This window comes from Virgibacillus sp. Bac330, from assembly GCF_003667845.1.
GTDB lineage: Bacteria > Bacillota > Bacilli > Bacillales > Amphibacillaceae > Virgibacillus > Virgibacillus chiguensis.
Genome location: NZ_CP033048.1, coordinates 1,453,065 through 1,476,485 on the forward strand (window position 1 = coordinate 1,453,065; position 23,421 = coordinate 1,476,485).

General features: G+C 34.9%; 22 protein-coding genes. 20 read left to right on the top strand and 2 right to left on the bottom strand.

Annotated features, from left to right (window positions below):
- Window positions 1-5 precede the first annotated feature (5 nt).
- The 19 genes from D9780_RS06700 to D9780_RS06785 all read left to right on the top strand — a co-directional run bounded on the left by D9780_RS06700 (window position 6) and on the right by D9780_RS06785 (window position 19,387).
- Window positions 6-749, top strand: a complete 744-nt coding sequence (locus D9780_RS06700; RefSeq protein WP_121639690.1) for a type II secretion system F family protein — start codon at window positions 6-8, stop codon at window positions 747-749.
- Window positions 750-797: 48 nt separating this feature from the next.
- The gene (locus tag D9780_RS06705) at window positions 798-1,298 is read left to right on the top strand and encodes a hypothetical protein (protein ID WP_121639691.1); all 501 of its coding nucleotides are present in this window, start codon (window positions 798-800) and stop codon (window positions 1,296-1,298) included.
- Between the two features lie 76 nt (window positions 1,299-1,374).
- Window positions 1,375-4,017, top strand: a complete 2,643-nt coding sequence (locus D9780_RS06710) for a pLS20_p028 family conjugation system transmembrane protein (protein WP_121639692.1) — start codon at window positions 1,375-1,377, stop codon at window positions 4,015-4,017.
- Complete coding sequence (locus D9780_RS06715) at window positions 3,989-4,321, top strand: DUF5592 family protein (RefSeq protein ID WP_116278792.1); 333 nt, start codon at window positions 3,989-3,991, stop codon at window positions 4,319-4,321. The genes D9780_RS06710 and D9780_RS06715 overlap by 29 nt, the downstream gene beginning before the upstream one ends.
- A complete protein-coding gene (locus D9780_RS06720; protein ID WP_240458793.1) occupies window positions 4,302-4,985 on the top strand; it encodes a hypothetical protein in 684 nt (227 codons plus the stop codon). The genes D9780_RS06715 and D9780_RS06720 overlap by 20 nt, the downstream gene beginning before the upstream one ends.
- Window positions 4,986-5,001: 16 nt before the next feature.
- The gene (locus tag D9780_RS06725; RefSeq protein WP_162985821.1) at window positions 5,002-6,960 is read left to right on the top strand and encodes a VirB4 family type IV secretion system protein; all 1,959 of its coding nucleotides are present in this window, start codon (window positions 5,002-5,004) and stop codon (window positions 6,958-6,960) included.
- Between the two features lie 2 nt (window positions 6,961-6,962).
- Window positions 6,963-7,631, top strand: coding sequence for a hypothetical protein (locus D9780_RS06730; protein ID WP_121639693.1), 669 nt, complete (start codon window positions 6,963-6,965; stop codon window positions 7,629-7,631).
- Window positions 7,628-8,749 carry a peptidoglycan DD-metalloendopeptidase family protein gene (locus D9780_RS06735; RefSeq protein WP_240458794.1) on the top strand — a complete coding sequence of 374 codons (1,122 nt, stop codon included), beginning with the start codon at window positions 7,628-7,630 and terminating at the stop codon, window positions 8,747-8,749. The genes D9780_RS06730 and D9780_RS06735 overlap by 4 nt, the downstream gene beginning before the upstream one ends.
- Window positions 8,750-8,755: 6 nt before the next feature.
- On the top strand, window positions 8,756-9,745 hold the full coding sequence (locus D9780_RS06740; protein WP_121639694.1) for a hypothetical protein: 990 nt from the start codon (window positions 8,756-8,758) through the stop codon (window positions 9,743-9,745).
- A gap of 334 nt (window positions 9,746-10,079) precedes the next feature.
- Window positions 10,080-10,385, top strand: a complete 306-nt coding sequence (locus tag D9780_RS06745; protein WP_121639695.1) for a hypothetical protein — start codon at window positions 10,080-10,082, stop codon at window positions 10,383-10,385.
- Window positions 10,386-10,403: 18 nt separating this feature from the next.
- Window positions 10,404-10,676, top strand: a complete 273-nt coding sequence (locus D9780_RS06750; protein WP_121639696.1) for a ribbon-helix-helix protein, CopG family — start codon at window positions 10,404-10,406, stop codon at window positions 10,674-10,676.
- A gap of 17 nt (window positions 10,677-10,693) precedes the next feature.
- Complete coding sequence (locus tag D9780_RS06755) at window positions 10,694-11,260, top strand: thermonuclease family protein (RefSeq protein WP_121639697.1); 567 nt, start codon at window positions 10,694-10,696, stop codon at window positions 11,258-11,260.
- Window positions 11,261-11,727: 467 nt separating this feature from the next.
- A complete protein-coding gene (locus D9780_RS06760; protein ID WP_121639557.1) occupies window positions 11,728-12,165 on the top strand; it encodes a hypothetical protein in 438 nt (145 codons plus the stop codon).
- A gap of 326 nt (window positions 12,166-12,491) precedes the next feature.
- Window positions 12,492-13,727, top strand: coding sequence for a MobP2 family relaxase (mobP2, locus tag D9780_RS06765; protein ID WP_121639698.1), 1,236 nt, complete (start codon window positions 12,492-12,494; stop codon window positions 13,725-13,727).
- Window positions 13,728-14,106: 379 nt separating this feature from the next.
- Window positions 14,107-14,736 (top strand): hypothetical protein, encoded by a 630-nt coding sequence (locus tag D9780_RS06770; RefSeq protein ID WP_121639699.1) that lies wholly within the window; start codon window positions 14,107-14,109, stop codon window positions 14,734-14,736.
- Window positions 14,737-15,489: 753 nt separating this feature from the next.
- Window positions 15,490-15,909 carry a restriction endonuclease gene (locus D9780_RS06775; RefSeq protein ID WP_240458820.1) on the top strand — a complete coding sequence of 140 codons (420 nt, stop codon included), beginning with the start codon at window positions 15,490-15,492 and terminating at the stop codon, window positions 15,907-15,909.
- Window positions 15,910-15,980: 71 nt separating this feature from the next.
- The gene (locus D9780_RS21080) at window positions 15,981-16,136 is read left to right on the top strand and encodes a hypothetical protein (protein WP_162985822.1); all 156 of its coding nucleotides are present in this window, start codon (window positions 15,981-15,983) and stop codon (window positions 16,134-16,136) included.
- Window positions 16,129-17,220: a JAB domain-containing protein gene (locus tag D9780_RS06780; protein ID WP_162985823.1), complete on the top strand. Its 1,092-nt coding sequence runs from the start codon at window positions 16,129-16,131 to the stop codon at window positions 17,218-17,220. The genes D9780_RS21080 and D9780_RS06780 overlap by 8 nt, the downstream gene beginning before the upstream one ends.
- Before the next feature lie 25 nt (window positions 17,221-17,245).
- Window positions 17,246-19,387, top strand: coding sequence for a type IA DNA topoisomerase (locus D9780_RS06785; RefSeq protein WP_121639701.1), 2,142 nt, complete (start codon window positions 17,246-17,248; stop codon window positions 19,385-19,387).
- A 175-nt stretch (window positions 19,388-19,562) separates the two neighbouring features.
- Here the strand turns inward: D9780_RS06785 and D9780_RS06790 are convergent, their stop codons facing one another.
- Window positions 19,563-20,888, bottom strand: a complete 1,326-nt coding sequence (locus D9780_RS06790; protein WP_121639702.1) for a hypothetical protein — start codon at window positions 20,886-20,888, stop codon at window positions 19,563-19,565.
- Window positions 20,889-21,213: 325 nt separating this feature from the next.
- Here D9780_RS06790 and D9780_RS06795 point away from each other — a divergent pair, with 325 nt between their 5' ends.
- The gene (locus D9780_RS06795) at window positions 21,214-23,067 is read left to right on the top strand and encodes an ArdC-like ssDNA-binding domain-containing protein (protein ID WP_240458795.1); all 1,854 of its coding nucleotides are present in this window, start codon (window positions 21,214-21,216) and stop codon (window positions 23,065-23,067) included.
- Between the two features lie 52 nt (window positions 23,068-23,119).
- Here D9780_RS06795 and D9780_RS06800 read toward each other — a convergent pair whose 3' ends face one another.
- Window positions 23,120-23,398, bottom strand: a complete 279-nt coding sequence (locus tag D9780_RS06800) for a hypothetical protein (RefSeq protein ID WP_121639703.1) — start codon at window positions 23,396-23,398, stop codon at window positions 23,120-23,122.
- Window positions 23,399-23,421 lie beyond the last annotated feature (23 nt).

Sequence of the window (23,421 nt, forward strand, 5' to 3'; positions counted from 1 at the left end):
TTGTTGTGAAAAAAATAGCATGGAAAGATTTGCGAGCTCTCTTTGTAGGTTGGGAGCTCTTTTTGCATATTGTCTTTTGGTTTATAGTCAATTTTGGTTTCTTCTACTTTATCTCTAAAAATGCCATTTTCGGTATGGTAACTGGATTTTGGGGCATGGTCTTTTTTATCTATGTGTTCACCATACCGAATAAGCGTTTAAAAACGTATCAGCAACAGTTGCACGAGCTATTAAAATATATGACCAACATGAACTTTTTCTTAAAGACAGGAGAGAATGTGCTTCATGCTTTAAAGCATACTAGAGAAACCGTCAGTAGAGAGATTCAAAAAGATATAGATAAGACGATAGAACAGTTGGAGAAAGATGCGGTATTAGATACTTCTCACTTTAAAAAATATAATTTTCCTTCCCTGGATCAGTTTCACCACAATTTACTTATTAAATATAGTCGTGGTGGAGATGCAAACGATTTATTTTCACAGATTCAAAGCAATATGCTCTTTGAACTGAAGAAACGAGATGAACTATACCGAAAAAAGAAAGGTTTTGCCTTTAATGTATACATTCTACTTTCCTTGGTGGTAGGTATGATGGTTGTTTTACGAGTTTTTGTTCCATACTTATGGGATATTTTCCTAGAGTTTCAACTTATAAGCTTAGGACTAATTGGGATGACCTACCTATTCGTGCAACTAAACTTATATTTTCTCCAAAAAAAGAAATTGGATATATCTGTAAGGTTATAAATTTGCTATAATAGTGTCGGAAAACATTATAAAGTGAGGGGTTATACATTGAGGAAGAAGTATATTGGGGTTAGTATTTTTTTGATTTTGCTGTTTCTATTATCAGCTTGTGGAAAGCCTGAAGAAGGAATGAACGAGTTAAGTTTAAAAGACCTGGAGAAAAAGTTAGACAACGGAGATACATTTTTACTTTATACCATTGACGCCGATAAATCGGACATAGAAAAATCAAATATAATAGAGGAGATGGATAAGTACGTAAAAGAATCAAATCAGAAAGCTTATTATGTTATCGTGCAAGAAGGAGAAAAGGAAGAAGTCGTTCAAATTATGGAAAGTTATAAGCATCCAGATTTAAAGCGTGATGGAGAGGGTTTGCTTAACTTGTTTACGATAGTTTATAAACAAGGTATTACAGATATAGGCGTTGAGATAGATTTTGAAAATATGCTGTCTAGTGAAGGAGATCAGTATAATAAAGAAGATTTGTATGATGAAATTGGTGAAGTCATTGACTATGTTGAGTTTCATAATATAGCAGTAGAATAAATACAAAACGTTTAAACAAGAATCTACTCTTTATGGGTAGGTTCTTTTTTTGGCTAGAAGGGAGGCACAATCTAAATTGAAATATAAATGTTGGAAACTGATTAGTTTAATATTAGTTGTAATAGCTCACTTTCTTTATTTAAAACCAATAGTTATTCATGCTGATGATAAAGAGGATTTATTACCCAAATACGAACAACTAGAATCTATTTTAAATATTAGTGACGGTTGGCTTTGGAACGATTTAGTTCGTGGGTTTTTATGGGGATTAGTTAAAATGCTCGTTTTTGTTAACAATATAATGGAAAATATTGTACATAAAGTCATTATATTTAATGACTTTTATGAATCACCAGGAATGGAAAAGGTTATGGATGTCATTAAGCCTCTAGTATTTGGTGTATTTGTTATCTCAGTATTGGTTTTAGGCATCTTATTTATGTTAAACAAGATTGAAAAACGCCATGAAGTGCTTATGAATGTGTTATTAGCTGTAGGGATTATAGTAGTTATTCCTGTACTAATGACAGAAATGAACAAGATGGTTGGTTACGGTTTGGGATGGATGCAACAAACAGGGGATAAAACACTTGCTGGTGGCATTATTAAAAGTAATGTAGCTGATTTGAAGTATTATGAAGAAAAGGGTTTTCGAGTTGCAGGAAAAGGCAGTGACTATATAGGAGATGAATCCACTCCACCCCGACCAATTGACAAAGATAAATCAACTGTTGGAACAAGTGATTATACGTATGGTAATAAATTATCAACGAATAACCCCTCTCTATATATTATTGAAAAAATGGACTCTAATAATAGCTTACTTAAAAAAAAGGCTGTTCCAACAGGTTATGGCGATGAGGATAAAGTAGAAAAATTAAGGGATAATCAAATACCTTTAACAGATCTAGGTAAAGAATCATACTATCGTTATCATGTTAATTGGGGCGTTTTGTTCTTTTCTCTAATCGTAACATCGGTGGCTTTGGCTATCACCGTAATAAAAGTCGGAAGAGCTGTATTTGATTTGGCATTTCATCAAATTTTTGGGATGTTTGTGGCAACAACAGATTTAACAGGTGGTCAACGAACCAAAAAAGTGCTTGTGGAAATCACAAATACATTTGCTGTTATGTTTATCATGGTTATTCTATTAAAAATGTTCATTATCTACAGCAATTGGGTAAATACGCTAAAGCCTGATATTGGTAGCATTGGGGTAGTCCTCATGCTTGTTGCTGGTGCGTGGGCATTAATAGATGCGCCAGATATCGTACAGCGATTAATGGGGATTGACGCTGGTCTACGTTCTGGTTGGCAAGCGATGATGGGTGCATACGCTGGTACGAAACTAGCAGGAGGCGCTGCTAAAGGAGCAGGAAAAGTAGCTGGTGGTGTCGGTAAAGCTACTGCTGGAATTGGTTCTGGAGCAAAAGGCATGTTTCGAGGTATGCGTACAAAAACGCCAAAAGAAAACCAACAACAAGGCGGAATGAGCAAAGATAACGATCAAGTGAAGCCAATACCTGATACAAATAGAGGAAACGGTCAACGAGAAAATACTAGTGAAATACCAGCAATGGGGAAAACGCCAAACCAAGGATTAGATAGAGAGCCAATTCCTTCATTCGGAAGTGAATCCAGCTTTGGCAATGGCGAACTAAGTATGACTCCAGATAATAATGGAAGTAGTGAAGATGGATATATGAAAACACCTGGAGGATTGCTTGTACCTCATTCACCAGATAGAGCAGAAAATATTAAAGGAAAGCACGCACCAAACGCTAAAGGTTCTCCAAATGCTGGAATAGAAAAACCTAGACTAGCTAACTTATCAAGATCATTCAGCACATCAGCAAATAAAGATCAACCTTCTGAACATGAAGGGTTAGGACAAGGAATGCAGGCAATCTCATCATCACCAGTGAACCAGTCTATTGGTGTAGGGGAAGGGCAAACTACAAACGATTCTGTTCAAAGAGCAATGGATACAGCAGTAGGGCAAAAATTACAGCAACAAGAAATGGGCGCATCTACTTCAGAACGTCCATCACAAACGGAAAATCAAGGATTGCCTTATGGTCATAAAGAGCCACAGTTTAAAAACACGCTTATCGGTGGTATGCCTGCAGTGCGACGCATGAAATCTTTTGCAACAAGAGCGGAAAATACAGGATTTGATGTTGGTCAGAAAATACGTCGAGCTGGCAAAATAACAGGTAAGGGAGCAATGCAAACAGCTAGAGCAGCTGCACATCCGATTGAGGGAGCAAAATATATTGGTCGTTCCAGCCATGCAAAAGTGAAACAAACAATTGGAAGTGTTCGTTCAGGAGCCCGTTCTGGTATGTCTAAAACAGTTGGTGGTATGCGACAAGTGACACAGCAAATAAAAACACCACTTGGCCAATCAACGCCGAAGCAATTAGGAATAGGACGTAACCATAGCATGCATACATCTAGGACACAAGGAGGAACACCAGTGAGCACACCTTCTCCAATTCATGGAGGATCTTTTGTTTCGGGGGGGAAGCAACCTATCCAGTCAACTGACAGTAGAAGAACAATACAAACAAATCATCAATCTCAAGAACGTTTAAATAGTAAAACAGATATTTCCCAAAGAGGGAATAAGGAGAGAGAAAGTAAGATTTCCCTAGCAAAAAACCAGAAGGAGGGATTAAGAAACAATGAAATACGAAATACCAAAAGAGATTAAAGCCAAGCCCAAACTTTTGGGCTTGGAAATTCGAGAGCTAATCATTATATTTGTTAGTCTCTTTTTTATTTTCACTGTACTTAAAGATATGGTACACAAAGTATTCGTGATACCTTATTTTATTGTTTCCATTTCGTTTTTATTTTACATGGTTATGCCTTCTGCGAGTAATCCAAACTTGAAAAACTATATGTCTATTATTTTATTTTTTAAACAGGATAGAAATACGTACCACGCCCTGGATTACCAGGGCATATTAAACGAACAGGAAAGGGAGGAACAGAATGAGCCAACAAGAAATTGAAAATCAAGATATAGAACCTATTGTTGTACCTTCCTATCTAGAACAGGAGGACAAAAAGAAAAAACAAAAGCCTGCTGTTTTAGGAAAAGCTATTCGTAAATGGAAAAGAAAAAAGACAAAGGAAGACCAGCGAGAAGAAGTGAAACGAAAAAGGGAAGGTAAAGTGTTGAGTCAAACCCCATATGTTGTTCCCTTTTTACAAATACAGGAGGATGTCATTTACTTAAAGGAAGGCGTTATGGACATTCTTCAAATTGAACCAAGCGATTTGCAATCGTTAAACGATACAGATTTAAATATATTGCTTTTGGCACAAACACGATTTCTTAGAAGTTATTTTTACGATTATAAAGAAGTAACGCTTAACTTTCCAGCTAATATGGAAAGGCAGAAAAGGTATTGGCTAAAAAAACGAAAAAAGACCACTGATCCATTGCGGTTAAGGTTTATTGATCGCAAGTTATTCGAGTTTGATTTTTTAGAGAAAGAGAGAACGAATCGGGAGTTCTTTCTTTTTTTATATGCAGATAACAAACAGCAACTAGATGAGCGAAAAGATGTAGTTATTAGAGGGATGAAACAATCCTTTCCAATAAAGAAAATTAGCCAAGAGAAAAAGGAAGATATTCTATTCTTGTTAAACAATCAAAACACAAAATTATAAGGACTGAGGTGGACATATGGTGTTGTTAAAACGTAAAAAAAATGAGCAACAGCGAGTAGAAGAAGCGAAAAAAAAGAACAAGATAAAAGCGGATAAACATTTTTTAGCTAAAATTCAACCACAAGGTGGCATTAATTTTAAAGATAAATATGTGCAAAAAGGGGATGGTTACGAAGCGTGTATTCATATATGGGATTATCCTTCATCGGTGAATATGCTCTGGTTAGAAAACTTGTCCTCTATGCGAGATGTCATTGTAGTAAAAGATGTGGCCACCATGGATAAAGATGAAACGATTAGTTCGATTAATAAATCGATGGTCGAACAAGACGTACGATTCCGAGAAGCCAAACAAGAATCGGCTCGCAGGGATGCAGAAACAAGCTACCAAGAAATGGGGAATTTATATGAACAAATTAGTAAAATGGGAGAAGTCATTAAACTTATTCATTTGCGTTTATTTATCCATGCCCCAACTATGTTTGAACTCGAAAGAAAAGTTCAGAATGTACAAACAGATTTAACCTCTTATGGTTTTAAAGGGCAAATCTTTTTAAATGAAACGAGCTGGGAATGGCGTTCGATGTTTCTACCATTTTCACAGCAACAGTTACTACCAAATAAACGAGAAGGCAAGGGAATGCCAGCGATGACGTTAGCTTCAGGTTTACCGTATCACTTTGCGGAATTAAATGATCCAAATGGATCTTATTTAGGCATGTCATTCACAGGGGGAAATGTATTGTTTGATCTGTTCCATAAAGACACAAGGCGGAGATATTATAATGCTGTTGTTGTCGGTACAATGGGCGCTGGAAAGTCGACGACATTAAAAAAAATAATGTCAGACAACACTATTCGAGGAAATTTCATTCGAGGGTTTGATGTAACAGGTGAATTTGAAACCATTGTTAGTGAGTTTAATGGATATAGTATCCGTTTAGATGGTGGCGACGGTATTATTAACCCATTGCAAATCTACCGTACAGAAGGTGAAGAAAACAATGAAAGAAAGGCAGAAGAATTGAGCTATATGCAACATTTATCTAAGATGGCAGATTTCTATAATTATCTTGCCAATGATCCGTCTTCAGAAGAATTAGAGGAGTTTAAAAAGCTTTTACGTTTGTTTTATAATTCTTTAGGGTTTGAAGAAAAAATGCAAACAACAGGGATTACAACGCTTCCAAACGACGAGTACCCTGTTTTTAGTGACTTATTAAACTTTATTCAAGATCAACTTTATGAAAATATAGAGAAACGAATTATTCGTTCTGAACTTTCCCTTTCGCGTGTGAATCGCTTAGAAAAAATTGAGCTTGTTATTGATAACTTAGTGCATAGCTATGGCTACCTTTTTAATGGACATACAACGATTCCAGACTTTACGAATGAACAAGTTATTTTCTTCTCCGTTCGAAATTTAACGGGTTTAGAAAAAAGCGTCTTTAACGCACAAATGCATAATGCTTTGAGTTTAATTTGGGATAATTTAATTCAAATTGGCGCACCGCAGTTAAGTCAAATGTATGAAGATGATGCATTTGATTTTGATGAAGTTATTCGATTATTGGTTTTTATTGATGAGTCGCACCGGTTTATTAACGCAGATAACATGTTAGCTGTTTCCTTTTTAACGGAGTTTGCACGGGAGGCTAGAAAGTATTTCGGGGGCTTAGTGCTGGCTAGCCAATCAATTCGAGATTTTGTTCCTGACCATTCGGATAGTGCAACCGTAACAAAAATTAGAACTTTGTTTGAGCTTACCCAATACAAATTTATTATGCAACAAGATACAAACACGTTGGATTCATTGCGAGCCATCTTTGAAGGAGAGATGAGTGAATCGGAGCTAGCACAAATTCCGCAATTTCAACAAGGAGACTGCTTATTATCCATTAATGGTGTTGGAAATTTGATGCTAAACATAGAAGCTTCTGAAGAAGAGTTAGCACTCTTCCGAGGAGGGATGTAACATTGGAACGGCAAACGATTGCGAAGTTTGTGTTTTTATTGGTCATTACGTTTGGTGTTTTAACGGTTATGCTTTTTAATTATTTCGGTTCAGATGATCAAGAAAAAGACGTGGAAGAAATGTTCCAGGATACAGAACCAGAGCGTAAAGACAATAAGGAAGTTGATGAAGCCTATATAGAAGAATTAGACAAACAAATGGAACAAACAGTGGAAGAAGAAAGAGAAGCACCTCAGGAGGAGGCAGAAGAAGTAGAGCTTGAAGAAAGAGATATGGATACTCTTTTCCAAAAAACATATGGGGAAGATGTGTTAAAAAAGGCTAAAACGATGGCAGAGGAAGTAGCCACGCTATGGGTTCAAGAAGATTTTACAATAGATAATTGGAAAGCGTTGGTTACTCCGAAATACTTAAAATCGATTAAAAAGAAGAAGCCATCGGGGGATGATGTCCAAAGAGAAATTAAAGAATTAAGTGTCGCACCAGCAGAAGAAATATCAAACAATGAAATGGTCTTGGGTGTGTTCGTATCTTGGGATGTAATAGCTAATGATGAGAAAGTAAATGAACAAATGGACATGATGTATGTCACAGTAAAGCAACATGAAGATGAATGGTTGGTGAGTCACGTAGACGCTACTGGTGCTTCCATGGAAGGTGGAGGACAGTGAAAAACTTCATGAAGATGGCCAAAACGGTTATCACGAAAAAAATAGGTATTGCTTTAATTGGACTTCTGGGTGTATCAGGAGTCCTTGTTATTTTTCTGTTTTTTATTCTACTATTAGTCATATTTGGAGTAGCTGGAGGCTCAGCAGAAAAGAATGATTCAAGTGGAACTGGAGGAATGTATAGTTGTTCGCAAACGGGAGAAATGAATATGGAAGCTTGGAATGCTTATTTTGAAACGAACAAGTCAGGTGCATTCAAAGGACATGGCGACACGATTATTGAGTTGGCAAAAGAAAAAGGGATTGATCCGGTTTTATTTGGCGCTATTGCTTTACATGAAACAGCTTACGGTAAGTCACAGGCTGTCGTAAATAAAAACAATCCAGGGGGGTTAATGAACCCTAATGGTAGTGGATTATATCGTTTTAGTAACTTGGATGAAGGGTTAAGTGCCATGGCGAATACACTTTATAATCGTATTATTGTTGACGGATTAGTAACGATTGAAAAGTTAGGTAGTGTTTATGCTCCCATTGGTGCAGATAACGATCCAAATAACTTAAATGTACACTGGGCTCCGAATACAAAACGGATTGCTGCAAAGCTTGGTGGACTTACGATGAATTGTGATCCAATAGAAGGTGTAGATGTCGAATTTAAAGGAGATAAAGCTTGGGTGGTTCCGTATACAAAACGTATTACTTCAAAGTTCGGACGACGAAATTGTGCAGGTTGTAGTGCCAATCATTTTGGTATCGATATTGCTGCAAACGGTGTAAGAGGAAAGCCAATTGTCGCTTTTGCTTCGGGTACAGTAACGACAAGTACATCAAACGGGACGCTACATCACTCCACAAGTGGCAACATGGGTTCAGGAGCTGGATGGTATGTTGTCATTGATCATGGAGACGGTTTGCAAACAAGATATTTGCATCTTGACGAAAAAGGAATAGCAAAAGGGACAAAAGTAAAAGCAGGTGATGTCATTGGAAAAGTCGGTTCTACGGGAGCTTCTACAGCTGCCCATTTACACTTTGAAATCATTATTAACGGGAAAAAAGTAGATCCACTTCCATTCTTAAAACCGTTTTTAACGAAAAATGGAAAGGAGGGCTGATGCTCTTTGGGGAAAATATCTAAAGCAAGAGAAAACAAATTTTATATTATTTTGTTAATCGTAGTAGCCATTCTATTTGGTGTTTTTTTTACGTCTAAATGGTGGATGTATGATGATAGTCCAATTATGCAAACCCCTTTCCATGAAACTATTTCTGGACTAGATCAGACGGATTTAAAGCTCATGGATTGGGAATATAATCCGAAGAAAAAGTTAATGGAAGTGAACATTGAAACCATTCATTCTGGTTCCGATGTGGTAAAACCAACGTTCTCTTTTGCAGCTAAAGAGCGTGAATCGAAAGAAGAATATCCTGTCAAAGTCGTGTACAAAGATGACTCCAATATCATCGTTCAAATTAAAAACGTGCCTGAAGATTATCAAGTCATTGGTTTGTTTGTACGAGAAAAAAGAGACAAAGAAATGTTATTAACGGAATATAAAGATCAGTTACTAGAACAAGAAAGTGTAGATAACGAAGCATTAAATGAGGTCAAATTACCCGAACCATCGGAAAAAATTATCGTTGGTGATTACCGTGAAATTACAATTAATAACGCATTAAAAACGAAAGATGCCATGGATTATCAAAAGGATAATATCCAGTTAGAAATGCAGCAGTTAGAGAAGAAAAGAACGTATATTTTAGAAGAACAAATTCCGTTGCAAGATCAATTAGCAACCAAATTAAAAAAGGAAATAGACTCCTTAAAAGCTGATTTAGAATATCAAACGGAGGAAGAAAAAGAAGCAACAAAAACGTCTATTGAACAGAAGGAAGCGTCTATCAAACAAACAAGAGAGGAGAAAAAAGAGTTAGAAAAATTAGCTGAAAAGCATGCCGAAAAACACGCCATGTTACAGAAAAAATTAAAAGGCCTGGAAGATGAAAACGGAAAAAAGACAGCTAAACATGATGATTCAAATGAAAAAAAGAACGAACAGAAGGAGGATGAACGACCAAAAAAAGAAGTGAAAAATAAGGAAGAAAAATAAACGTTTACGTAAAACAAATAGTGAGTAACAGACCCTGTTAAGGGTTTTACTTGCTATTTTTTTAGGCTTTTTTCATATATAAAAATAATATATTTATACGAAAAACGTATAAATATACAATAATGATGAATAAAACCCACTATTTCTATGCAAAAAACATATATAAAAGTTATATATTCTTGCGAAAATCTGATAACAACGGAAAACTAGGCTCTGCCTAGTCCCCCACCTCATGTGGGGGCATTTTCCCCTTATGCTCTTCACATCTCCCCGTATGTATAACGGGTAGATGCCTGCGCTTGCGCCTTTATGCTACAGGAAGGAGGTTGTTCGAATGGAGATTAAAATACGAGATGTAGACCCTACAATCGTTAAAAGAATCGATCAAAATGCAAAGGACAAAGGATTATCTAGAAACGCGTATTTAAAACAGCAACTCGAAAGTTTTGCAATTATAAATGGAGTAAAAAATGATCGTGTTTGGTTTGAAGAAGTGCTTCGCCAAGTGAGGGAAGTTCTGGAATCAAATTACTATCGCCTAGAACAATTAGAAAAGCAGCACGAGAGGATGCTGTTTCTTTTATCTTTAATAACCAACGTGGATATGGAAGACGTCAATGCATTTTTAGGGAGACAGTAATGTAAAAAAGGGGGTAGAATGATGGATGTATTGGTTCGTAATGTGGACGACATGGCTGTTAAAAAATTAGACCAGGAAGCAAGAAAAAGGGGATTGTCCAGGGAAGAATTTTTGCGTATTCAGTTGCAACATATTACGCTATTTAATGGTATGAAAAACGAATATGAACGCTACGAATTAGCACTTAATAAAGTAACAGAGGCTTTAAATTATATTCATTTTCATACTGCGAATTTAGAGAAGAAAACGGAGGAAGTTCTAAATGCAGTAAATATGCTTGCAAAAGAATGAAGATAAGGAGAAATTAAATGCGACATCTAATTAAAGTTATAGCTACAATCGTGGTACTCATTTTTTCTTTTTTCTTTTTTGATGGAGATGAGTTGCTTGTAGACATTAAACATTATTTTACGGAACAAGAATTACAAGCAGAAGAAGTAGTTGTAAAACGAGTGGTGGACGGAGATACCATTGTTATTCAAAATGCCAAAGGAGAGGAAGAAAGGGTTCGTTTTTTGTTACTGGATACACCAGAGAGTGTGCATCCACGTAAACCAGTACAACCTTTCGGAAAAGAAGCAAGTAATTTTGTGAAAGAGCAGTTAGAAGGGGAGACTGTGCAAATAGAATTGGGAGATCCTGAAACAGATAAATATGGTCGTCTACTTGCTTACATATGGGTAGATGATGTGAATTTTAATCAGCTGTTGATCGAAAAAGGATATGCACGAGTTGCTTATGTTTATGAGCCAAATACGAAATATCTAGACGCATTTCGAGAAGCAGAACAAGAGGCAAAAGAACAAGAAATCAACATATGGAGTGTTAAGGATTATGTAACCGAAGAAGGTTTTGATATGTCGGTAGTTAGATAAAAGCCTATTAGCTAGAAATAATAGGCTTGTATTTTTTGGAGGAATTTATAAACCAAATGACAATAAATAGGATAATTAATTTGAGATTTGAGCTAATTGGTTCAACAAGTTTAACAAATCCTTCTAAAATTATTGAGGTGACTTAAAGTGTTAGATATAGTAGAAACTCTAATTTATTCCTTATTTTTTTTACTGTTACTTCCTTTGATAACAATATCCAAATTAGTTAAACAAAAAAAATATAATAGTATTACGAAAATAGTCATTTACTGTTTATATTTAAGCCTAAATTGTATGGGTGTTTACAATATATTAAAGTATTTAAAGATAATTTATCAAGAGGGATGCTCTTTCAATTGTCAATTTATTGGAGTTTTTTATATTCTTCTGTTCCTGCTATTAGAATATAAAATCTGTTCTTTCCTCTTGTATTTTGTTCAAAAATACTCACAAAGAAAGGAACATGTATGATGCCAGAAAAAGTGCCATCTTATTACCTTTTTACTCGTGATACAAAAAATAAAATAAAGCAAATTGCTGAAGAAAATAAGTGCTCAGAAGTCAATGCTATCACAAGGGTTATTGATATTTATATACAACAAAAGGAAGAACAGCAAAGTGTTCTTTTAGATGCTGTATCTCAATTAATGGATGAAAAATTAGGAGAGCTAAAAGAGAGTCTTCACCGATTACAAGTGACTGGCAATGTAATTGATAGAGACACAAAAATGATTCTGGAATTCTGGAATCATTATTTTGTCGTAAATAAGTTTCAGAACTTTATTTCTACAGAGAAGTTTAAAACGGATGAAGTAAAAGAAGCTGAAACATTAATTAAAGATCGCATATCAAAACATAGACAACGGAGGCTAGAGTGGGAGCAAAAAAAGCAAGCTAAACAGTAAGTTTCACTGTATGTATAAGTTAATATGTTATCATAATACTAGTATATGAGAACTGTTTTATGAATGAAAGAGGTGTTATGATGAACGAGTAGCACTAACCATATCGCTTATTCTATCTGTTATTGTAACCTTTTTAAATGTTAATGCTGACGATTATGTGGGCGCCACATTTATGGGGATTATTTCTTTGCTTGTGCTAATAGAATTAATAAAATCAACAAAAAATAAAGGTGATATTTCTGTTTAAATAGCGTGGTTAAACTGCTAAATTGAAAAAGAGGTTTCTACACTTAATGTGTGGAAGTCTCTTTTTTTGAGGTGATTGTATGTCCAGACCAGGTATTGTTTTAGTCAGTAAATTCGTGATGGCTGACTCCAAAGAGTATCAAGATTATATTAATTATATTGATAGAGATGAAGCGAAAGTAAAACAGCAATTGAACTTTAAGCGTGATCATGAGGATGACTTTCAGATATTTCACCACTACATGGAATACATGGGAGATGAAGAAAAGCAAGGAGAACTGTTTACGCAGCATCATAATAAATTAGATGATAAACAAAAAAAAGAAATGAAGCAACAGTTTCAACTGGGTCAGAAAAGGGGCTCTCCTATGTGGCAGGATGTCCTTTCGTTTGATAATGCTTTTTTAGAAGAACAAGGCTTGTATAATTCAAAAACAAAACAGTTAGATGAACGGCGTATGAAGAATATTGTCAGAGGTGCAGTAAAGGAAATGCTCCAGGCCGAAAAGATGAATGATACAACTGTCTGGGCAGCTGCCATTCATCATAATACTGATAATATTCACGTGCATATTGCAATGATTGAGCCGAAGCCAACGAGAGAAACTGTGCGCTTTTATGATGAGGAAAATGATATGTGGGTAGAACAGTTTCGTGGCAACAGAAAGCAAAATTCTTTAAACAAAATGAAATCCAAGGTTGCCAACCAAATGTTAGATCGAAGTAAAGAATACAATCGAATCGATGCGTTAATTCGTGGTGCTGTTCATTCCAAAAAAGAACAGCGAATGAATCTAACAACCTTTAAACGCACAAAGAAATTGTACATGCAAGCATTGACTCATTTGCCGAAAGATTTACGGCAATGGAGGTATGGCTATGAGTCTGTTAATGATGCAAGGCCATACATTGATGAGATGGTTTCCATTTATTTAGAAACGAATCATGCAACAGAAATGCAGGAATTGAACCAACTATTAGATGAGCAAGTGGAAATTTCTAAACGACTATACGGAGAAGATAGCAAGCATGAAGCATATAAACAGACAAAATTAAACGATTTAAAAAAGCGCATGGGAAATGCTGTTTTAACAGAAATGAGAGAACAGATAAAAGAAGATCGTGCTAAGCGTTTTTATCAACAAAAGCAAGGTCGTCCATATTCTAATTTTACGTATATCCCGTATGCTTGGGAACGAAAGTTAAATATTAACTATTCTTTGATGAGGTTAAATAACAGTCTAAGGAAAACCTATCATGACTATAAACGTGAACGAAACATTGAAGAATTTGACCGGATGATGGAAGAAAAATAACTAAGGGGGAAACAACATGTTGATTGTAACTATAGTTAATTTTGATATTCTTTTTAGTGAAAAAATTATAAAAATTTAATCACCAATTGCTCAAATCTCTTCATCTTTGTTAGAATTTTAGTGTAAATAAACAATATTTCTTTTATTTAATGTTAATGGAATTGGCTTGCTTGTTGCACACTGACAATTGAAGAGAGAACATGTGAAAATTTTACAGCAAGAATTTTTGGGATTATAACCGCAGACTTAATTCTGTTTTCATCACATGAAAATTGACACTTTATTGATTGGTTAATTTGACAAAAAATAAAAAATACTCTTTAAATCAATCCTTATCCATGTTAGCATGGAATTAACTTACAGAAATGGAGTGATTTAGTTGAAAAAAATTTTGAAGTTAGCTTTAATCGGAACACTGTTGCTAGGTTTGATAGCTATTCCTGTGCAAAGCATATCTGCACAAAGCCAATCAGGACACAGTCAAGAAATTATGCTAGAACAAACCAAAAAAATAGCTGATTCTTACATTAAATTTCAAAATGACCATTATGTTATTAAAGAAAAAAAAGAATTACTGGCAAAAGTAGGCCAAGCGCAAATGAAAGCTGTTGAAGAACAAGTTAATTTTACTAATCAGCAAATGGCTAGCATGGACTTGTCCAACGCAACTGTGAATGGTAACACTGTTCATGTCAATGTGGAATTTACAACAACTTCAAATGGTATTCAACCTTTGGCTAAAAAAGAAGGTAAAGATGACATTAAATTTCATTGGACATATGCCGAGGTATGGATATCTAAATCAACTAGCGAGAAAATAGTTAAAGTTGGTGCTGGGGCCCTTGGAACAGCTCTTGGCGGTATTGGTGGAAAACTAGCTAATGCTATAGCAGGTTCAATTGTTGGGGGAAGCATTAGTGAATTTTTTGCTGGTTCCGTAGCTAAAGCAATTTATTTTAAAATCTCACTTCTCCCTCCATTCCTTACTTGGGATATAAGGGAACAGTAGCATTTAGATAAGGAGGTCAAAAAAGTTTTGAGCAATCTTCAAAGAATAATATCATCAATTATTTTAACTATAATTTTAATGACCTTGTTAGTTTTATTAGTTGATAATAGTTTAATAGTATCAGTTGGAACAGCGGTTATAAGTTTTTTCTCACTTTGGATATTTAATAGAGAAAAGTGGAAGAATAAAGATTAATAGTGTAATAAGTAAATAAATATTAATACAAGCTCTTTTCTTGTACTTTATCAGGAAAAGAGCTTGTATTTTTGTTATCTGTATGTTGAGTTTTTAAAAATGTAGCTTACTCATTAAAGAAAGAGGATACAGAGAATTAAAATCAAGCCAACAGGTGATCGGCTAAATAAAAGCGAATACTGCATTTTTATGCTCGGAGAGAAGAAAATAAATACTTTTTGAATTTGATGTTTATACGAAAATCATTAATATGCATGATACAGTTATAACATAAAGTTGCATATTCTAATTTCTGATAAAGCTTTGAGCAAGGTGTTTCTTGTTCAAAGCTTTTTCTTTTTATGACACTACTAGGGGAGGTGAAAAGGGGCAAAGAAATAATATAAACATATTACCATGTGATGAAAATACAAGGAGGAATAGAATATGTTAGAATGGTTTCAGCAAAATGAAGTACTTGCTATAATGATGGTTCTTTTTTTTATTTTAACTATACTTGCTGTAAAGTGTAGTTCATTCTTCTATAAACAATTTTTAAAGTGGAAAGCACAGAAACGAATGGCTCAGTCAGGAATAAAAGATATTGATCGTATGGATGGATTTCAATTTGAAGCGTATCTCAAAATATTGTTTAAAAAGCTGGGTTATCGTCCTGTTGTTACGAAAAAATCTGGAGATTATGGGGCGGATGTCATTTTGAAAGGGAAGAATAAAGTTGTTATTCAAGCAAAACGATATGGCTATAAGAATCGTGTTAGTATGGATGCTGTAAGAGAAGTGTATGCAGCACAAGCGTTTTATCAAGCAGATGAGGCTTGGGTGATAACCAATTCCTTTTTTACGAAGCAAGCGATAGAGCTTGCTAAAGCGTGTGGAGTAAAACTATTGAATAGATACGAGCTAGAACAGTTTATTATCAAGATTAATCCTGAACAATCTCCAAAGGAAGTACTAAGAAAAAAAGCGTTTATTAAATAAAGCAAATCATAAAAGATAAATATAAATGCCTCGAATTGGTTTCATAAAAAAATGGGAAAGGAATGGTTGGAGTGAGAAACAAAGAACAGAGTATTTTAGATTATTTTGGTGTGCAAAATCATAAGGAATTACTGGAGTTTATGCAAGAGCATCCAGAAAATAAAGATGTTCTTTTGTTAAAGGAACTGCTTATTCGTATGCAATATGGGGGTAATACGGATGAATAACTTGTATGAGTACTTTGGTTGTTCTTCCAAAGAAGAACTTTATCAAAAGGTAACAAAAGGTGATGATTCTGTAAGAAGTTTAGTAGATTTTATCGATTTCTCAAAGGGGCAAATGAATAGTAAAGAAAAAGCAATCACTTCTCCACAGGATTTTATCGAATTTGTAGCAAAGAGTAAAATGCCTTCTCAGAGTGAAAGAACACTTGTTTTTTGTTCAACTAAAAATAAACCATTATATTTAACTCGGTATCAAAAGCACGATCAAATTGATTTAAAAAGGGTGTTAAAAGAAGGTTTAAATGCTGGTGGCGTATCCCTGTTTTATCTATCAAACGATACTATGTCCACGGATAATGAGGTAGAAATGGGGAATTATTTTAAGACGTTTGGTATAGATGTGATTGATGGATTTAGTTATAACGAAATTAGTGATACAATTACATCTAATAGGGAAATGATCCCGTATCGTCTTAGTAAATATGCCCCGCCTATTAGTGATGTTGCCGAAAGAGCTGGTGGTAGGGGGACGGCTTATGAAATGAAAAACGCTATCACTACTTTCCATGGATTTGATGAATTCAGCTCTTTTTTTGCTAATCAAGAGATTGTAGGATGTAACTTGTTAAAAGACAATGCAAAGGTGAAGAAAAGCTTAAAAGTTGGTTATCAATATGATTGGCAAGAATCCTTTGGGATTATTGCTTGCGATTCCAATTATAAGGTAGTGTTTGTAAATGAACTTTTTAAAGGGTCACCGAATGCAAGTATTGTAGATAGAAAGGTGTTTACAAAGGCGTTATTGTCAAAAGACGATGTTTCAAAGGTTGCTGTTTTTCATAATCATCCTTCAGGCATACCTGAACCAAGTCCTGAAGATAAACAAATTACCAAAGGTCTGAAAGAGGTATCGGAAAAACTGAATATACAGTTTTTAGATCATTTTATTGTCGGAAAAGAAAGTGTTTATTCATTTGCAAAATATATTCCTGAATATGTATGTAGAAATGAAGATTATAGCAGTTTTGTTCAAAAACAGGCTAAGATAAAAAGAGGTAAACAAATGGCATTTGAGCTGGAATTTTGAGCAAGAAAGAGGGAGAAATATCTAAATGGGATGCGTATTAATCTTAGCTGAAAAACCAAGTCAAGGAAAAGCTTATGGCGATGTGTTTCAAAATGTAAGCAAACGAGACGGGTATCTGGAAGTGCAAGATAGTCGTTTTTTTAATGGAGAAAAAGCATATATTACTTGGGGATTTGGTCACTTAGTGGAGCTTGTGCCTCCTGAAGCATATAATCAGAGTTGGAAGAAATGGGATTTGAATAAGTTGCCTATTATGCCTGAGACGTTTCAGTTTCAAGTAGCTAAAGATAAGCAGAAACAATTTCAAGTGGTGAAGCGTTTATGCAACCAAGTGAAAGGAATTATTATCGCTACAGATAGTGACAGGGAAGGAGAAAATATTGCAAGAAGTATTTTGCAACAAGCTGGTGCAAACCATAAACCGATAAAACGATTGTGGATCAATTCTTTGGAAGTCGAAGAGATTGAAAAAGGATTGCAACGCTTACAAGATGGCAATAACTACATTGCTTTGTATAAAGAAGCACAAACAAGACAGTATAGTGATTGGTTAGTTGGCATGAATGCTTCTCGTTTATACACGTTGCTTTTACAAAAGAAAGGGTTACAAGGGGTATTTAGTGTTGGGCGCGTACAAACACCAACGCTCTATTTGATTTATAAACGTCAAGAAGAAATTGCAAACTTTACGTCCCAGCCATTTTTTGAGCTCGCAGGAAATGTGACGGTGCATGAGCAAAGCTTTGAAGCTAAACATAATCAGCGCTATGATACCAAACAAAAAGCGATGGATATTTTACAGTCCCATGGTATTCAAGAAGGTGAGCAGGATGGGAAAGTAAAAGAACTAGACAAGGCACAAAAGAAAACGAGAGCTCCGAAGCTGCACTCTTTATCTACGTTACAAACAAAGATGAACAAACAACGGAAGTATAGTCCATCTATGGTACTGAAGATTGTTCAAGGGTTGTATGAAAAGAAATTGGTCACTTATCCTCGAACGGACTGTCACTTTATTACAGAGAATGAATTTGCTTATGTGAAGCAAAACTTGACTGCCTATCAAGAGTCTTTAGGTATTTCTTTTTCTGTGAAGTATCCAGCAGCAAGAAAAGCGTACGTGGATAGCTCGAAGGTACAAGAGCACTACGCCATCATTCCAACCAAACAAGTTCCACATCTGGAACGTTTGACAGAAAAAGAAAGGGATGTGTATCGAGAAATCTTAGCAACAACCTTGGCCATGTTTGCACCCGATTATGAATATGAAGAAACAAAAGTAATCATTGATGTGCGAGGGTTGAGCTTTTATAAAACCGGAAAAGTAGAAAAGAATCGAGGATGGAAGGTATTATTTGCACAGGAAAAACAACAGAAGCAAAAGGAACAACCAGCGCAGCTTCCTGCCATGAAGCAAGGCGATGCTTGCATGGTCGATGTATTTATAAAAGAAGGAAAAACGCAACCTCCTAAACCGTATACGGAGGGTAATTTAATTCAGGTGATGAAACATGCGGGAAAGGACGTTGAGGATGAAGAAGCAAAGCATATTTTAAAACAAAAGGAAGGCATTGGAACAGAGGCTACTAGGGCAAGTATTATTGAAACGTTAAAACACCAGCAGTATATTGAAATAAAGAAAAATGTGGTGTACGTAACATCAAAAGGGAAAATCCTTTGCCAAGCTGTAGATGGGACATTGCTAGCTAGTCCAGAAATGACAGCAAAATGGGAAACTTATCTAGCGAAAATAGGGAGAAAGGAAGGCTCTCAAGATAAATTTGTAGCTAATATAAAGAAATTCGTTACTTATTTATTGGAACAAGCACCTCATCAAGTAGCAACGCTAAAAAGTGAAATCAACCAGGTATCAGAGCAATCCTATGTTGGTGATTGTCCCATGTGTCAAACCGGTAAACTGCAAGATAAGGGGGAATTTTACGGATGTAGTGGCTACCAAGAGGGCTGTACATTTAGTCTGCCTAAAACAATGTTAACGAAGAAGTTGCCGCAAACAGCTGTTCAATCTCTTTTAAAAGGAAAGCGAACGAATTTGATTAAGGGATTTAAAAGTAAGAAAGGGAAGAAGTTCGATGCGTATTTAACGTTGGATTTAGAAGGGAAAATAACCTTTGAATTCCCGAAGAGGGCAATGAAAAAAAGGTAGTTAAAAGCCTATTCCTTTTTGGGATAGGCTTTTGGTGTTAAAGAGGATTGTCTTTTAATCTTTTCATTTCCATCAACACATTTCTTCTAGCAAAGTCCATAGATTAAGATAATTGCTCTAAGATGGGAGATGACATTGAATATTACCTTTATCGAGTGGCTTATCCTTAGTTGGATTAGGGTTGAGATGCAAAAGGATTTATACTAAATTGTAAATCTTCTATTACTTTAGGTAATCTCATCTCAATCTGTTTACTTATCTCTACATGTTCTTTTAGTTTTTTAGTTTCATTTTGATAATAAAAATTAATTTCTTCAGCTAGTCTAAAAGGGGGGTATGTTCCATTTAATGATTTATTTAAGGCTTTGACAATAGATTTGTCTAATCCAAAATGTTCAATGTAATAGATAATAAGTGACTTATTTCGATTAGCCCAGTTAAAATCAAATGAAATATACTCTTCTTCAAATGCTAAATTATAAACTAATTTAAAAAATCCTTTATACTTTAAAATGTGTTTATCTACTTCTTCTATATTATTGCGAATTTCAAAAATATTATTTGGATCAAAAAAAGCTGTGTTTAATTTATTTAAAATTTCTTGATAAGATTCATTTAATTGATTTTTAGGGATTAAGTCATTTCTTATTAACTCCATAAACGTCAGATAATCATTACTTTCTGTTAAATGCTCTTTCCATAATTTTCTTATAAAAGTTGAATCTTGACTTAAGAATTTCACTATTTTGTTATTTCTTTTTATAATTTCTAAAGTAAAAGTTTGCTCTTCAAGTAGAAAGTCAATTAACTTATCTTGAATAGATTCGGACGAGAGTAATAATTTATGCCAAAGTAAACCAATTTTTTCATCTTCTGTTAGTAAAGGTGAAGATGAGAATGTCTGAGTTGAAAATGATTTAAGTTCTAAGAAAAAATCATGATATTCGTTTTGTTCTAAGGTTAAAGGTATTCGTTCAATAATAGTTGAAATCAACGCATCTGGGGGTGTAACAGATGGATTAAAATAGTTTTTTATTTCGTTTAATAAAGATTCCATGCCGCCATTCACTACAAACTTCCCTAGATTTGACTGTATAAAAAGCCAAAACCCTTCCACGTGGGGGTAACTAATAATGTTACCTTTACCGTGGGCGCAATCATTTCTACGATTCTTCCAAAACATATATTGCTCTCTTAAATCTTCTGTAATGTTAAAAATAGGTTTCTTTTTTTGTTCCACTTTTGTAATCATTACTTTATCCCACTTATCATCGTCTATTAATTCTTTCTTTAATTGTCCCCATTCTTTTTCAACATAATTTTTTGCGGGTTTGGAGTAAATAATTCTTTGCTTCAATATTGTTTGAAATCCAATAAAAGAGAACAAAAGAGCAGCCCGATATGCTCCTGCCTTGTAACAAATTACACTCTCATTAAACAGGTCGTTTGATTCATTGTCTATATTTTGGTTATGTAGCCATTCCTCAAATTTTATTTTCATCCTATTAACTCCTTTCAGGTAAATTTTACCATGAAAGAAAACTAAATACTAGGTACTACAATGTAAGTAAAGAATTAACGCATCTGTAGAAATCAAACCTAGAATTTCTTATGGAGGAATAAGTAAGTAGATATACTTTTTGAATACGAATTCTATACGAAAATCAATGATATACATGGTACAGTAATAATATAGGTTATCCCCCTAAAAAAGCTTTGAGCAAGTTTTTCTTGTTCAAAGCTTTTTTCTTTTTTTGCAAAATGCAGAGGTTATGTTTTAAGGCCAAACTAAAACAAATATAACAAATGAAAGGGAGACTAAGGAGATGAACACAGAAAAAGATTTAAAAAGAAAGTACAGCGATCTTTTATTTGCCAAGCAAAACGAACAGAGGTATCCAGAACAAAAAGGCTATGTAAAAGAGCGTGAGAAAATAGAAAGGCAGTATTGGGATGCCGTACTTAAATCGAAGTTACCAAAAGAGCAGTTAGAAGCAATGGAAAAACAGGTGATCAATGAGCTTGAAGAATTTGCTGGCTTGTACAAGCAAAATGTGGAGAATGATTTAGACAGTGATAAAGACAGAGAAGCTTTTAAAAAGCTGTTTATGCAAAAAGTTTTGGAAGAGTTAAGTGAGCCTGAACCAAATCAGCAAAAAGAAGCGACTCCATTTAATAAGCAGCAGTATGAAGCCAAAGCGAAGGAATTCGAACAAAAATATGGTTATGACGTTGTTTATGCGCTTAAGAGAGAAGTATTGGATGAAATCAAAGAAATGGATTTAACGCCAGCTCAACGGGAAAAACTTCAGCAGATAGAAACAGAATTAGAAAAAGAAAGAAATATGCACCAAGAATTAGTGGAAACGCAAAAAAACAGCAAAAAAGAAGCAAGTACTCAAAGGACTAATAATAGAACGATGGAAGCTCGCTACAAGCAGAGCGAGTTTTTAACTGGAGTTGAAAATGATTATACGCGTAATAATAAAATAGATAAAAAGCAACAAGTTGAAAATTTGACGAATGAAATAGAACAGGATATTGAAGATTATTTTGCAACTCCTGAACGTCTCAAAGAATATTTATCATTTATAGGAAATTTTCATCAATATTCCTTTAAAAACACAGCATTGATTCACAGCCAATTTCAGGGAGCAACAGCAGTAGCCAGTGCTAAGTTTTGGAAGGATAATGGTTTTCCGGTAAAGAAAGGGGAAAAAGGAATTCAAATCCTCGTGCCAAATAAAACGGATCCCAAGTTTAAAACAGAGGATGGGAAATGGAAACGTATAGAGGATGCAACAGATGAAGAAAGAGAAAAATTAGAAGCAAATCAATTGGAGAAGAAAAGAAGCCGTCTTTCTTTTTCAGTGGGACATGTATTTGATATTAGTCAAACCGAAGCTACATCAAGTGATTTACCTCATATCTTTCCAAATAAACGGTTAGACGGACAGGTGGAAAACTATAAAGCTACCCTGGAAAGTCTCAAAAATATGGCCAATGAAATGAATATATCAGTCGGAGAACCTTTTGAGGAACTAGATGCTGCAAAAGGAGCTTTTTACTATGACAATTCTGGTAAAAAAAATGGGCACATTGGTTTAAATCCTCGGAATAGTGAATTGCAGAATGTTAAAACATTGCTACATGAATTAGCACATGCAAAATTACATCACGTAAATCGTAAAAATCACCAGAAGCTTTCTACTGCTGAAAAGGAATTCCAAACAGAAATGACTGCTTATACTGTAGCAAGTTACTTTGGTATGGATACAAGTGACTACTCCCTTAGTTATTTAGCAAATTGGACTCAGGGCAAGGATTTACACGACAAGGAAAAACTTTTACAAGAAGTAAGAGAAACAGCGACAGAATTTATTGGAGCAATGGAAGAAGGGTTAAATAAGCAAAAAACTATGCAGCATGAATTTGAAGAAAATAAGGACACAATGAACAACTTATTCTGGTATGAAATGAAAGAAAGGCCGATAGGGGACAACTCTCAACCCAAAGGATTTGTGGATTGGAAAGAAGGTGAAGGAAAGCATGGTATTGTAGCTTATGAGCGAAAGCTAACAGCTGATGAATTAGCTGAGTTTGGGATGCAACCTTATGCAAAAAAGAAAACAAAAGAAAGCAACAAACAAAAAGAAGCAGCTCTTTCTATGGAAGCTTAAAAGTAAATTGTGCTACTGCTATTTATAACGAGTAGCACAATATAACTATTACCTATTTTCCTAAATTAAGAATATCGTCGTTGTCTATAAAGGTATCATTACTTGATTCCTGGTGTTTCGTATTTGTATTCTCTTCTTTGCTTTCTGTAGAAGAGCTAGAGGATTTTGAAATGGGGCTGATTTCCCCTTTTTCCTCCATCTCCTTCATTAGTTTCCTAATAGCGATGCGAATATATTTGGAAGCTTGGCGATCGGGTAAAGATTGAAAGAATTCATGAATATCAGCATCTTCTAAGCTGTCATAGGAGAATAATTTCCGATGTGTAGTCATGCGTTTACCCCTTTCATTTTAAT